Below are 14280 nucleotides of genomic sequence, written 5' to 3' on the forward strand. Positions count from 1 at the left end.
CCCGTTTTAAAGTGACTCGGAGGGCTTTTTTTGATATAATAAAAGAGACTGTTATCAGTTAGAAAGAGGTTGGTATGAAAGAATTACAAACTGTACTAAAGAAGCGTTTTGCAATCGAATTTGCAGATAAAAACTTACTAGAAACGGCCTTTACTCATACGAGTTATGCCAATGAGCACCGCCTCTTAAAAATTTCACACAATGAGCGCTTGGAATTTTTAGGAGACGCTGTTCTGCAATTATTGATTTCAGAATATCTTTATAAAAAATATCCTAAGAAACCAGAGGGAGATTTGTCTAAACTCCGTGCCATGATTGTTCGTGAGGAGAGTTTGGCTGGTTTTGCGCGTGATTGCCAGTTTGATCAGTTTATCAAGCTGGGGAAAGGGGAAGAAAAGTCTGGTGGGCGCAATCGTGACACCATTCTTGGAGATGCCTTTGAAGCCTTTTTGGGTGCTTTGCTTTTGGACAAGGATGTTGCTAGGGTAAAAGAGTTCATCTATCAGGTCATGATTCCCAAGGTTGAAGCAGGTGACTTTGAAATGATTAAGGATTACAAGACACACCTGCAAGAGCTGCTCCAGGTTAATGGCGATGTGGATATTCGCTACCAGGTGACCTCTGAGACGGGGCCTGCCCATGATAAAGTTTTTGATGTAGAAGTTCTTGTTGAGGGCAAGAGTATCGGAAAAGGTCAAGGCCGTTCTAAAAAATTGGCAGAGCAAGAGGCCGCCAAAAATGCAGTTGAGAAAGGGCTGGATTCATGTATTTAAAGGAGATTGAGATTCAGGGATTCAAGTCCTTTGCTGACAAGACCAAGGTCGTCTTTGACCAAGGTGTGACAGCTGTCGTTGGGCCCAATGGTTCTGGGAAATCAAACATCACAGAAAGTCTGCGATGGGCCTTGGGAGAGTCCAGTGTCAAGAGTCTTCGTGGTGGCAAGATGCCAGACGTTATCTTTGCTGGGACTGAAAGTCGTAAACCGCTCAATTATGCCTCTGTTATCGTGACCTTGGACAATGAAGATGGCTTTATCAAGGATGCGGGGCAAGTTATTAAGGTAGAACGCCATATCTATCGTAGTGGTGATAGCGAGTATCGGATTGATGGCAAAAAAGTTCGCTTGCGTGATGTGCACGACCTTTTCTTGGATACAGGTTTGGGACGGGATTCATTCTCTATCATTTCTCAAGGGAAGGTTGAGGAAATTTTTAACTCCAAGCCCGAAGAACGCCGAGCTATTTTTGAAGAAGCTGCTGGGGTTTTAAAATACAAGACTCGTCGAAAAGAAACAGAAAGCAAACTGCAACAAACTCAAGACAATCTCGACCGCTTAGAAGACATTATCTTCGAGTTGGATAATCAAATCAAGCCCCTTGCAAAACAAGCTGAAAATGCTCGTAAGTTTCTTAACTTGGATGGTCAACGCAAGGCGATTTACTTGGATGTACTGGTTGCTCAAATCAAGGAAAACAAGGCTGAACTAGAGCTAACAGAAGAAGAGCTAACGCAGGTTCAGGAACTTTTGACTAGCTATTACCAAAAGCGTGAAGAGTTAGAAGAGGAAAATCAAACTCTTAAAAAGAAACGCCAAGATCTCCAAGCTGAAATGGCTAAAGACCAAGGAAGTTTGATGGATTTGACTAGTTTGATCAGTGACTTAGAGCGAAAACTAGCCCTATCCAAACTGGAATCTGAGCAAGTAGCCCTCAATCAACAAGAGGCACAAACCCGTTTGGCGACTTTGGAAGATAAGAGAAAGGTTTTAAGTAAGGAAAAGGCTGAAAAAGAAGCGAACTTGGAACAGTTAGAGAAAAGTCTAGCTGAAAACAACAAGGAACTCAATCGCCTAGAAGCAGAGTTGTTGGCATTTTCAGATGATCCTGACCAAATGATTGAACTCTTGCGTGAACGTTTTGTGGCGCTTTTACAAGAAGAAGCGGATGTCTCCAACCAACTGACCCGCATCGAGAATGAGTTGGAAAACAGCCGTCAGCTGTCTCAAAAACAAGCTGATCAACTTGAGAAACTGAAAGAACAACTGGCTACAGCTAAAGAAAAGGCCAGTCAACAGCAGGCTGAGCTTGAAACTGCCAAGGAGCAGGTTCAGAAATTATTGGCTGACTACCAAGCTAGTGCCAAGGAGCAAGAGGAGCAGAAAGTTTCTTTCCAAGCCCAGCAGAGCCAACTCTTTGACCGTCTGGACAGTCTCAAAAATAAGCAGGCTCGAGCCCAGAGCTTAGAGAATATCCTTAGAAATCATAGTAATTTTTATGCGGGTGTTAAGAGTGTTCTCCAAGAAAAAGACCGTCTTGGTGGGATCATTGGTGCAGTCAGTGAACATTTGACCTTTGAAGTGCATTATCAAACTGCTTTGGAGATTGCGCTTGGAGCTAGCAGTCAGCATATCATTGTAGAAGATGAAAACGCGGCAACAAAGGCGATTGATTTCCTAAAACGTAACAGAGCTGGTCGTGCAACCTTTCTTCCATTGACGACTATCAAGGCGCGTACGATTTCTAGTCAGAACCAAGATGCTATCGCTGCAAGTCCAGGATTTCTGGGAATGGCAGATGAGTTGGTGTCGTTTGATAAGAGACTAGAAGCCATTTTTAAGAACTTGCTTGCTAAGACGGCTATCTTTGACACAGTAGAACACGCGCGTACGGCAGCTCGTCAAGTTCGCTATCAGGTTCGTGTGGTGACGCTTGATGGGACAGAGTTGCGTACAGGTGGTTCCTACGCGGGGGGTGCCAATCGTCAAAACAACAGTATTTTCATCAAGCCAGAGCTGGAGCAATTACAAAAAGAAATTGCTGAGGAAGAAGCTAACTTGCGGTCAGAAGAAGCGAGTTTGAAGACCTTGCAAGATGAGATGGCGGTATTGACTGAAAGATTAGAAGCTATCAAATCTCAGGGTGAGCAAGCTCGTATTCAGGAGCAAGGCTTGTATCTTGCTTATCAACAAACCAATCAGCAGGTCGAAGAACTGGAAACGCTTTGGAAACTTCAAGAAGAGGAATTAAATCGCCTATCTGAAGGAGATTGGCAAGCGGACAAGGAAAAATGCCAAGAGCGCCTCGCTACTATCGCCAGTGAAAAGCAAAATCTGGAAGCTGAGATTGAAGAGATTAAGTCTAACAAAAACGCTATTCAAGAACGTTATCAAAACTTGCAGGAACAGATTTCTCAAGCGCGCTTGCTTAAGTCCGAACTGCAAGGACAAAAGCGGTACGAAGTGACTGATATTGAACGCCTAGGTAAGGAACTGGATAATCTGGATATCGAGCAAGAGGAGATTCAGCGTCTCCTCCAAGAAAAGGTTGATAATCTTGAGAAAGTGGATACGGATTTGCTAAGTCAGCAGGTGGAAGAGGCCAAAACTCAGAAAACAAACCTCCAACAAGGTTTGATTCGCAAGCAGTTTGAGTTGGATGATATCGAGGGTCAACTGGATGATATTGCCAGCCATTTGGATCAGGCTCGTCAGCAGAATGAGGAGTGGATTCGTAAACAAACACGTGCTGAAGCCAAGAAAGAAAAGGTCAGCGAACGCTTGCGCTATCTACAAGCTCAACTAACAGACCAGTACCAGATCAGCTATAATGAGGCGCTAGAAAAAGCGCATGAACTGGAAAATCTCACTCTGGCAGAGCAAGAGGTTAAGGATTTAGAGAAAGCTATTCGCTCACTCGGTCCAGTCAATTTGGATGCTATTGAACAGTACGAAGAAGTTCACAACCGTCTAGACTTTCTAAATAGCCAACGAGATGATATTTTGTCTGCTAAAAACCTACTTCTTGTGACCATCACAGAGATGAATGATGAGGTTAAGGAACGCTTCAAATCAACCTTTGAGGCTATTCGTGAGTCCTTTAAAGTGACCTTTAGACAGATGTTTGGCGGTGGTCAGGCAGACTTGATATTGACTGAGGGCGATCTTTTAACAGCTGGTGTGGAGATTTCTGTTCAACCACCAGGTAAGAAAATCCAATCTCTCAACCTCATGAGTGGTGGTGAAAAAGCCCTATCTGCTCTGGCTCTGCTCTTCTCAATCATCCGAGTTAAGACCATTCCTTTCGTCATCTTGGATGAGGTAGAGGCTGCGCTGGACGAAGCCAATGTCAAACGTTTTGGGGATTACCTCAACCGCTTTGACAAGGATAGTCAGTTTATCGTCGTGACTCACCGTAAGGGGACCATGGCGGCAGCTGATTCTATCTATGGAGTGACCATGCAAGAATCAGGTGTGTCTAAAATTGTCTCGGTTAAGTTAAAAGACTTAGAAGAAACAGTAGACTAGTTACCAAACGATAGCATCTCTTAGGAGGTGCTATTTTTAAAAACTCATAGCTTGAATTGTCTATCAAGGTCAGTTCAGGCGCAAAAAACGACATTTGGGATTTCCTCTTAGCGAAAAGACTGGCTCTATGATATAATAGTTTCATGATTACAACAGTACCTATTAAGAACGAAAAAGATATTGCAGTACCGGGAAAAACAGTCCTTGTACTAGGTTATTTTGATGGCATCCACAAGGGTCATCAGAAACTTTTTGAAGTGGCCAGTAAGGCTTCGATGAAGGACTATCTGCCAGTTGTCGTGATGACCTTTACAGAATCGCCAAAACTTGCCTTACAACCTTACCAACCTGAGCTCATGCTTCACATCGTTAATCATGAGGAGCGGGAGCACAAGATGAAGTGGCACGGAGTAGAGGCTCTTTTCTTGCTAGACTTTAGTAGCAAATTTGCTAGTTTAACGGGTCAAGAATTCTTTGATACATATGTTAGAGCTTTAAAACCAGCGATTATTGTAGCAGGATTTGACTATACCTTTGGCTCAGATAAGAAAACTGCGGATGAACTGAAGGACTATTTTGATGGAGAGATTATCATTGTTCCTCCAGTTGAGGATGAAAAGGGCAAGATTAGTTCTACACGGATTCGCCAAGCTATTCTTGATGGAGATGTCAAGGAAGTCAATCATCTGCTCGGCACTCCGCTCCCATCTCGTGGAATGGTCGTTCATGGAAATGCTCGTGGGCGGACTATTGGTTATCCAACAGCCAATCTAGTTCTAAGAGACCGAACTTACATGCCAGCAGATGGTGTTTACGTAGTCGATATCGAAGTGCAACGTCAGAGATATCGTGGCATGGCAAGTGTTGGAAAAAATGTTACCTTTGATGGTGAAGAACCACGTTTTGAAGTCAATATTTTCGACTTTTCAGACGATATTTACGGTGAGACAGTTATGGTCTACTGGCTGGACCGTGTCCGAGATATGGTCAAGTTTGACTCCATCGACGAGCTCGTAGACCAACTCCAGAAAGATGAAGAGATTGCTCGGAACTGGAAGGGTGGAGAGTAAGAGTTTGCTATCAATTCGAAAGAGTAGATAGAATGAAATTCATATAATGGACAAAAAAAGTAGCCTACAAAGGCTACTTTTTATTAAAACACGCGATAGACATAAGGATTTTCTGGTTTGTCTACTTTTGTGAAACTCTCAACTTCCAGTGTTGGGAGTTTTTGTTTGAGTTCTTTATGGTAGTGAAGAGTCAGGGTTCCTCTAGCGGTGATCCAAGTATTGTCAGGATACTGGCGTGAGTTTCCCTTAGTTAGGAGTCCATATACACCAGAGTCTGCGATACAGTGGATGATTCCAAAGCGAAAGAGGAACTGGCTATCTGGATGGCTAGGATCGTTATAAACAAAGCCTGTAAACTCGATTTTCTTTCCTTCAAACTCTTGAGGATAGTCATAGAGAACTTCCATGACCTCCAAATAGTTTTCGTCTGTGACTTGAATGGTTTCCTGGGAGAGGTATTTATCAGCTGTTTTCCTCATTTCCTTTTCATAAGCAGATTTGGAAAAATAGGTACTGGTATCGGGTTTGAGATATTGACTGGATGTGCCTTCACTTGCTTGAATGGCTGTATCGATTCCCTCAGCGAGTGGGAAATGATAGCCTTTGGCAGATACGGTTCTCGAGTCCAAACTTACTGTCGGAAAGGCAACTCCAATCAAGAGAGGTAGAGACAGTAAAAGGACGCTGATTTGTCTAGCTCGACGACTTTCCATATGGCTGTGAGAGTTGATTTTCTTAATCCAGATGTAGAATTGGACCAGAGCCAACAGAAGAGAAAGAACCATAGAAATATAGACTAGATAGGAATAGTGGAGGTTAATGTAGTGACTGAGCTTGCCAGATAGTTGCAGATACAGAGTTAGGGAAAAATAACCCAGTAGAATGATAAAACGGATCATAACATCACCCCCATCATGTAAGAATAAAGCAAGACAAGCAGAGTCACGACGCCCATGAATTGCCAGATGAAGCGCGCTTTGAGATAGTGCTTCATCATGAGGAGATTTTTGATATCAAGCATGGGGCCAATGACTAGAAAAGCAAGGACTGGTGCTAGGCCAAAGCTCGAGAGAAGAGAAGCTCCGATAAAGGCGTCCGCCTCGCTACAAAGCGAGAGGAGAAAGGCAAGAAACATGAGCAAGAGAATCGCAAGGAGTGGGCTAGCACTGATAGAGGTCAGAATCCGAGTCGGGACATAGACCTGCACGATAGCTGCAAAGAGACAACCAAAGACCAAATAGCGCCCCATATCGAAAAACTCATCAATAGCCTGTATAAAGACCTGAAAGACTTTTCTAGCGGGACTCAAGTGTGAAAAGTCATGTTCATGGCAAGTGATAGGATTCTCTTTTTGAATAGATTCCTTCAAGAAAAATCCTAGAAAAATACCCAATACCAAAGCAACTACAATGGCTCCCAGAGCTCGCAAGAAGGTAATTTTTAAGGAATTGCCAAAGGCAGAATAAGTAGCGAAAAGAACGATAGGATTGATAATGGGAGCAGTCACCAGAAAAGGAACGGCCGTGTAGCTGGGCACTTTCTTTTCCAGAAAACGATTGATGATGGGAATGATTCCACATTCGCAAGAAGGAAAGAGAAAGCCAATGAAGGTACCAAAAAAGATCCTCCCCCAACGATTGCGAGGGAGAAACTCATAAACTTTATCAGGTGTGATATAGACCTCAATCAATCCCGAAATGAGACTTCCAATCAAGACAAAGGGAAGGGCTTCAATCATGATGGAGAGAAAAATAGCTCCCGCTTGTAATACACTAGGAGGAAGAGATTGGAAAATCATCATCTATTTTTTCTTCTCAACTTTTTCTTTTTTTTCTTTGTCATCTGGGAAACTGACTTGTGTTAAGTCAGGAAGTTTAGCAAATTCTTCAAACATCTTGTCCAAGTCATCGGTTTTTGTAAATTTAACAGCCATGGGCCTACCTCTTTTCTACATTCTACCTCTATTATACTATTATTTTTTGGAAAAGGGATTATTTTGATAATCAAAGATGCAAAAACAGGTAAGGCAAAACAAGAGCAGTTCCTTATGGTATAATAGATTTATGGATAAAAAATATGAAAAAATCTCCCAAGATTTGGGAGTAACCTTAAAGCAAATCGATACCGTTCTAAGTTTGACGGCTGAGGGGGCGACAATTCCCTTTATCGCGCGTTATCGAAAGGACATGACTGGTAGTTTGGATGAGGTGGCGATTAAGGCCATTATCGACCTGGATAAAAGTCTGACTAATCTTAATGACCGCAAGGAAGGTGTCTTAGCTAAGATACAAGAACAAGGCAAACTAACCAAGGAATTGGAAGATGCTATCCTGACAGCTGAGAAATTAGCAGATGTAGAAGAACTCTACCTTCCTTATAAGGAAAAGCGTCGGACCAAGGCAACTATTGCCCGAGAAGCTGGACTCTTTCCTCTTGCTCGCTTGATTTTGCAGAATGTTACTAGCTTAGAGAAAGAAGCTGAGAAGTTTGTCTGTGAAGGATTTGCGACAGTTCAAGAAGCCTTGGCTGGAGCAGTTGATATCTTAGTTGAAGCCTTATCAGAAGATGTGACCTTGCGTTCACTGACCTATCAGGAAGTGTTGAGACACTCTAAAATCACTTCGAAAGTCAAAGATGAGAGTCTTGATGAGAAGCAAGTTTTCCAGATTTATTATGATTTCTCAGAGACAGTTGGCAACATGCAGGGCTATCGCACCTTGGCTCTCAACCGTGGGGAGAAGCTAGGCGTCTTAAAAGTCGGTTTTGAGCACGCGACAGATCGTATTCTTGCTTTCTTTGCTGCCCGTTTCAAGGTGAAAAATACCTATATAGATGAAGTGGTTCAACAGTCAGTTAAGAAAAAGGTCTTGCCTGCTATCGAACGACGTATACGGACAGAATTGACTGAGAAAGCAGAAGAAGGGGCTATCCAACTCTTTTCAGACAATCTGCGCAATCTCCTATTGGTTGCTCCGCTGAAAGGGCGCGTGGTTCTAGGATTTGACCCCGCCTTTCGTACAGGTGCCAAGCTGGCTGTTGTTGATGCAACAGGGAAAATGCTGACGACCCAAGTCATTTATCCAGTAAAACCAGCATCAACTCGTCAAATCGAAGAAGCCAAGAAAGATTTATCGGACTTGATTGGTCAATACGGTGTGGAAATTATTGCTATCGGAAATGGGACGGCCAGTCGGGAAAGTGAAGCCTTTGTGGCGGAAGTTCTGAAAGATTTTCCTGAAGTCAGCTATGTTATCGTCAATGAAAGTGGCGCTTCCGTTTACTCTGCCAGTGAACTTGCTCGTCAGGAGTTTCCAGAATTAACTGTTGAAAAACGCTCTGCTATCTCTATCGCCCGTCGTTTGCAAGATCCCCTCGCTGAATTGGTCAAAATTGATCCCAAGTCAATCGGTGTCGGTCAGTACCAGCATGATGTTAGTCAGAAGAAACTGTCTGAGAGTCTGGACTTTGTCGTGGATACCGTGGTGAACCAAGTCGGTGTCAATGTCAATACAGCCAGCCCAGCACTTCTTTCCCACGTAGCTGGACTCAATAAAACCATTTCTGAAAATATCGTCAAATACCGTGAGGAAGAGGGAAAAATCACTTCACGCGATCAGATTAAGAAGGTTCCTCGTCTGGGTGCCAAGGCTTTTGAACAGGCAGCTGGTTTCCTCCGTATCCCTGAAAGTAGCAATATTCTTGATAATACAGGAGTTCACCCAGAAAACTATGCTGCGGTTAAGGAGCTCTTCAAACGCTTGGATATCAAGGACTTGAATGAAGAAGCACAAAATAAGCTTAAATCCCTATCAGTCAAGGAGATGGCGCAAGAACTGGATCTTGGACCAGAAACGCTTAAAGATATCATTTCCGACCTTCTCAAACCAGGTCGAGATTTCCGTGATTCCTTTGACGCACCTGTACTCCGCCAAGATGTCTTGGATATCAAAGACTTAAAAGTCGGCCAGAAGCTGGAAGGTGTGGTGCGTAATGTCGTTGACTTCGGTGCCTTCGTTGATATCGGGATTCACGAAGACGGCCTCATTCATATTTCTCATATGAGTCGCAAATTTATCAAACATCCCAGCCAAGTGTTGTCTGTTGGAGATTTGGTAACGGTTTGGGTTAAGAAAATCGATACCGAGCGTGAAAAAGTCAATCTGTCGCTCCTCGCTCCAGATGAATCTAACTGAGTACGTTCAGTCTGTTTCACTCGAAGACTTTGGTAGACCTTTTATACACCAAGCCCAGTGGAATTCTCGTCTACGTTCGACAGGTGGGCGATTTTTCCCCAAGGATGGGCATTTGGACTTTAATCCCAAGGTCTATAATGAACTAGGTTTGGAAGTCTTTCGCAAAATCGTGCGCCATGAACTCTGTCACTATCACCTTTATTTTCAGAAAAAAGGATATCGACATAAGGACCGAGATTTTAAAGAACTTTTGAAAGAAGTGGATGGACTGCGCTATGTACCACCCATGAAAACACAATCTCAAAGTGCTTACCTAGTCTATCAGTGCCAATCTTGCCAGCAAAGTTATCAGCGTAAGAGAAGGATTGATACCAAACGCTATCGTTGTGGCGTCTGCCGTGGTAAACTCGTCATCTTAAATCGGCCTAAGGACTGATGTTTGTGAACCTGTTTCATGCTATACTACTTGTAAGAATACCGAAAGAGGAACAAATCATGAATAATAAATTTTATAAAATGAAACGAAATAGTATGGTATCGGGAGTTTTAGCTGGTCTATCAGACAAGTGGAATTTTGATGTGACTCTAGTTCGCTTTCTCTTTGCTATTTTTACCATATCAAATTTTGGGATTGGCGTGATTATCTACATCATCCTAGCCTCTATCCTGCCAACTAAGGAAGAAATCGAAGCAGAAATGTATGGAACAGGACCACGCAAACGCAAGGAAGCCCAAGCCATTGAAGACAATGATGGATGGTTTTGGTGATAATAGTTGAAGCATGAACTTCGTCCAAGAGGACGAAGTTTTTTTAAACTTGTCAAATCAAATCCTGAAATGGTATAATAAATCAGTGAATACAATAATTTAGAGAGATTAATATGGCTAACGAAAATAAAACGTTTGAATTACAAAGTTCTGAAATTGACTTTGACTATGAACAGTTACTTGAAATAGAAAATTCTTTAGAAAATAACCTTAAGGATGTTGTTGAACACATAGAGCAAGTTGATATAGATAGAGAAAAATTACAAAATAATGAATACCTTCAAGAATCTATTGAAAATATAGTTTGGGAACAAGTACAACTTCAACTTGCTGCCCAAATAGGTGAAGAGTTTATTAAAGATAACAACGGTCAAACTCTAGATTTACGAAAAGACGCACATATACAAACTGCTGAAAATTTTGAAAAAGGAAAACTAGCAACTCATAATAGAGATGTCGATTATCAAGAAAGATACGATACTTGGCAAAATAATTTTGTTAAAGATGACTTAGGAAATATTAAAACACACTCAACTCGTTCAGGAAAAATTGTAAATACTTTAACCAAAGATGCGAGAAAACCATTTGACGCAGGACGACCAACAGGTTCAAAAGAAAAAGGAACTCAGATGGATCATACAGTTTCTGCAGGAGAGATTATACGTGATCCAAAGGCAAATGCTTTTTTGACAAAGGAAGAGCAGATTGCTTTTGCAAATAGTAAAGTTAACCTTAACGAAATTAGGAGTGAAGTTAATCAAGCGAAGGGTGATCAATCTACAACTGAATTATTTGATAATCCAAATTCTAAAGGGCAATACGCTAGAGAAGTCCATAATATTAGTTCAAAAGAAGAGAAACAGTTAATTGAGAAAGATAAAGAGGCACGCGAGGAATACGATAGAGTAAGAGATGAAGCTGAGAAGCGAGCTATAAAATCTGGTAAAAAATCACGACGTGACGAGGCTTTAAAAGTTTCAGGAAAAGCTTTTAAAGCAGCTCTTTTACAGTTACTATCAGAATTTTTGCGAGAGTTAATTTCAAAATTTATCTCTTGGCTTAAAGAGACAGAGAGAAACTTATCAACTTTTATTGAAAAGATAAAAGAGGCCATCATTTCATTTGTAAACAACTTATCAAACCACTTATTAAACGTTGGGAAATCAGTGGTTACGATGATAGCTTCTGCGATAGTTGGACCTGTAATTAACACTTTTCTTAAAGCTTGGACATTTATTCACCAAGGTTGGAAGTCATTAAAAGAAGCAATTGATTATCTAAACAATCCAGATAACAAAGAAAAAAGTGTTCAGATAATGATGCTAGAAATCGGTAAAATTGTTGTTGCTGGTTTATCGGCTACTGGGGCAATTGTACTAGGAGAAACTTTAGGAGCTTCTCTCACAGCTAGTTTTCCAGTCCTAGCTGTTTCTATACCACTTTTAGGAACAATCGGCAGTGTTATTGGAACTTTTATGGGAGCGACCTTATCTGGAATTATTGGCGCTTTTGTATTAAAAATGATTGATCAGCAAATTGTCAATAAACAGATTACTGAATTAAGTTCTAAGAAAATTGATCAAAATAATGAAATGTTAGTAATCAAAGATCAATTACTAGATGTAAAGAGCATAAAGCTTCAAGTAGAACAAGATTCTGTTATCAATACTATTAAGGAAAGACACGATATGGCTGCTTCAATAATGAAAGAAAAGCTATCAGATATTTTTGAAGAATCTACAAGAGACGAAAAAAGTGACTTTGATGAGATTGATGCATTATTACAAGATTTACTAGATTAAGGAGATAAATATGGAACAAGAAGTAGTTGAGCAAGAACAGGAAAAATTTGAAATAAACATTAGCAAACATGATTTCGATGAAGCGAAAGAGCATCTGAAAGAGTTTGCTGAACAAAGTCAAGATGAACTGTATTTTGATAAAGTTAGAACTCACGATGATTTCTTCGGTTTTGAGTTTGCTGAACATGGAGTGACAGGAAACGAGTTTAATACGTTAGTTGAACAAACTCAAAATTACATTTCAAAATTTTATGATAATCAACAAACACTTATTGAAGAATTTGGTCAAGTTTATAAAGCTTTAGAAGCGCTGGATAAAGATTATATTCAAGCTATTCTTTCTTCTGTAGCTGCCATTGAACATAACAACAAAAAAATTCTGAAAGAGCAGGCTCGTATTGATAAAACCATAGAGAAACAAAAATTAACATTAGAAGCTCTTAAGCAGTTTAAAGAGAAATTTAACGAAGAAAAAAGTAAAAATTCTATCGTCGAACATGAGGAACGACTTTCTACACTAGATGATAGAATTGTCAACTTAGAGGGCGCTGTTAGTCAGCTTCCTTTGGAACCAGTCTCTCACACTGCTGAGATTGAAGAACTCAGAAGAGAGTTGAAAGAAAGTAAAGAACAAATTCAACTTATTTCCAATCGACTACTTACAGTTTTTATCATATCTGGAGTATCTATTGGAATGTTAATTATTGCTTTACTTTTTATGTTTTTGAGGTAGATTATGACTATATCCCGTGATAAACTAATTGAGAGCGCCAAAAAATTGGATCGACAACTGGGTAATGAGTCGACTTTTCTCACAAAAGTGAATGAGATTATAATTGATCATTCAGACACAAATAAAGTAGCAGATTTATATAAATCTATATATTTATTTCAAAAAGAGAATAAAATAAGCAAGATAAGTCAAACGCTAAAAGAATTATCTGATAATTTAGCTTGTTATTTAGGTTACTCTTATCTTTTTGAAATACTAGGGAAGGAGTTAGGAAAACGTAACAACTCTTCTTTGGATGAATTGATGAAGGAATTAAATCAATTAGTTGGTTTACAAAAAGTTAAAGAGGAAGTTTCGAGGTTAGTTATATATCAAAAGGTTCAGTCCAAAAGAAAAGAGTCTGGGCTAAAAGTACCAAAGAGAACTTTACATATGGCGTTTATGGGGAATCCTGGTACTGGAAAGACGACAGTGGCCAGAATTGTAGGTCGGATGTATTATCAATTAGGCCTTCTTTCAAAGGGGCATTTTACCGAAGTCTCCAGAACAGATTTAATCGCTGGTTATCAAGGTCAAACTGCTTTAAAAGTAAAAAGTGTCATTGAAAAAGCAAAAGGTGGCGTTTTATTCATAGATGAAGCTTATAGTATTACAGAAAATGACAATACGGATTCATATGGACGAGAATGTTTAACAGAATTGACAAAGGCTCTAGAGTATTCAAGAGATGATCTAATTGTTATTGTTGCAGGATATACTGATCCAATGAATCATTTTTTTGAATCGAATCCTGGTCTGAAGTCTCGCTTTAATTATTTTATTAATTTTGAAAATTATTCTTCTACAGAATTGTTAGATATTCTTGAAACTATAGCAAGAAAAGATGACTACCAGATAGACGATAAGTTGAAAGAAATATTATTAAATTATTTTAATGATAAGTTAGAAAGTAATCTTACCAATTTTTCTAACGGTCGTTTTGTTCGAAATCTTTATGAAGATTTAATAATGAATCAAGCAGTTCGAATTGATCAAAGTGAAAATTTGACTTCAAAAGATTTAACCTTGTTGATAAAAGAAGACTTTTCTTTAGAAGAAAACTGTTCTGCTTATATAGAAATATAATTAATTGAAAGAATACATCATCAAATTGTAGCTACATTTCTTACTGATTGATTCAGACTGAATAGTGAATTTTAACCCTTGCATCCGCAAGGGTTTTCTTCTTGCCTTTCTTTTATGGTAAAATATTGATAGCGAAATTGCTTGTTTTTTTTAATCTTACAAAAATGTAAGATTAAAGTCTCTTTTGTAAGGTTAGGTTATGGCAAGACCTCTTTTTTTGAGATAAACTAGACTCATAAAGAACAAAGGAGCAAAACCATGAAAAGAATCTTACATAAGAAAACAA

The 14280-nt window shown here is 39.9% G+C and carries 12 protein-coding genes; 9 read left to right on the plus strand and 3 right to left on the minus strand.

The window, feature by feature from the left end:
• Window positions 1-74 precede the first annotated feature (74 nt).
• The 3 genes from rnc to CO686_RS03985 all read left to right on the plus strand — a co-directional run bounded on the left by rnc (window position 75) and on the right by CO686_RS03985 (window position 5373).
• Window positions 75-773 (plus strand): ribonuclease III, encoded by a 699-nt coding sequence (rnc, locus tag CO686_RS03975; protein ID WP_000661472.1) that lies wholly within the window; start codon window positions 75-77, stop codon window positions 771-773.
• Window positions 764-4303 carry a chromosome segregation protein SMC gene (gene smc / locus CO686_RS03980; protein WP_096753543.1) on the plus strand — a complete coding sequence of 1180 codons (3540 nt, stop codon included), beginning with the start codon at window positions 764-766 and terminating at the stop codon, window positions 4301-4303. Before rnc ends, smc begins: the two co-directional genes overlap by 10 nt.
• A gap of 143 nt (window positions 4304-4446) precedes the next feature.
• Window positions 4447-5373: a bifunctional riboflavin kinase/FAD synthetase gene (locus CO686_RS03985; protein ID WP_000633645.1), complete on the plus strand. Its 927-nt coding sequence runs from the start codon at window positions 4447-4449 to the stop codon at window positions 5371-5373.
• 83 nt (window positions 5374-5456) lie between these two features.
• On the opposite strand, the gene CO686_RS03990 is transcribed toward CO686_RS03985, so the two are convergent.
• Genes CO686_RS03990 through CO686_RS10450 form a run of 3 tightly spaced genes read right to left on the minus strand, consistent with a single transcriptional unit; the run spans window position 5457 to window position 7306 of the window.
• Window positions 5457-6272 carry a TIGR03943 family putative permease subunit gene (locus CO686_RS03990; RefSeq protein WP_049500016.1) on the minus strand — a complete coding sequence of 272 codons (816 nt, stop codon included), beginning with the start codon at window positions 6270-6272 and terminating at the stop codon, window positions 5457-5459.
• Window positions 6269-7174: a permease gene (locus CO686_RS03995; RefSeq protein WP_049500015.1), complete on the minus strand. Its 906-nt coding sequence runs from the start codon at window positions 7172-7174 to the stop codon at window positions 6269-6271. The genes CO686_RS03990 and CO686_RS03995 overlap by 4 nt, the downstream gene beginning before the upstream one ends.
• A complete protein-coding gene (locus CO686_RS10450) occupies window positions 7175-7306 on the minus strand; it encodes an SPJ_0845 family protein (protein ID WP_049500013.1) in 132 nt (43 codons plus the stop codon).
• A 130-nt stretch (window positions 7307-7436) separates the two neighbouring features.
• Here CO686_RS10450 and CO686_RS04005 point away from each other — a divergent pair, with 130 nt between their 5' ends.
• The 6 genes from CO686_RS04005 to CO686_RS04030 all read left to right on the plus strand — a co-directional run bounded on the left by CO686_RS04005 (window position 7437) and on the right by CO686_RS04030 (window position 13994).
• Complete coding sequence (locus CO686_RS04005) at window positions 7437-9566, plus strand: Tex family protein (protein ID WP_049500012.1); 2130 nt, start codon at window positions 7437-7439, stop codon at window positions 9564-9566.
• Window positions 9553-10002: a SprT family protein gene (locus CO686_RS04010; protein WP_049500010.1), complete on the plus strand. Its 450-nt coding sequence runs from the start codon at window positions 9553-9555 to the stop codon at window positions 10000-10002. The genes CO686_RS04005 and CO686_RS04010 overlap by 14 nt, the downstream gene beginning before the upstream one ends.
• 59 nt (window positions 10003-10061) lie before the next feature.
• Window positions 10062-10334, plus strand: a complete 273-nt coding sequence (locus CO686_RS04015) for a PspC domain-containing protein (RefSeq protein ID WP_049500008.1) — start codon at window positions 10062-10064, stop codon at window positions 10332-10334.
• Window positions 10335-10447: 113 nt separating this feature from the next.
• Window positions 10448-12136 (plus strand): AI-2E family transporter, encoded by a 1689-nt coding sequence (locus CO686_RS04020; RefSeq protein WP_049500006.1) that lies wholly within the window; start codon window positions 10448-10450, stop codon window positions 12134-12136.
• Between the two features lie 10 nt (window positions 12137-12146).
• Window positions 12147-12869: a hypothetical protein gene (locus CO686_RS04025; RefSeq protein WP_000434516.1), complete on the plus strand. Its 723-nt coding sequence runs from the start codon at window positions 12147-12149 to the stop codon at window positions 12867-12869.
• A 3-nt stretch (window positions 12870-12872) separates the two neighbouring features.
• Window positions 12873-13994, plus strand: coding sequence for an AAA family ATPase (locus tag CO686_RS04030; RefSeq protein ID WP_096753544.1), 1122 nt, complete (start codon window positions 12873-12875; stop codon window positions 13992-13994).
• The last annotated feature ends 286 nt before the right edge of the window (window positions 13995-14280 follow it).

The organism is Streptococcus oralis (assembly GCF_002386345.1).
Lineage (GTDB): Bacteria > Bacillota > Bacilli > Lactobacillales > Streptococcaceae > Streptococcus > Streptococcus oralis_S.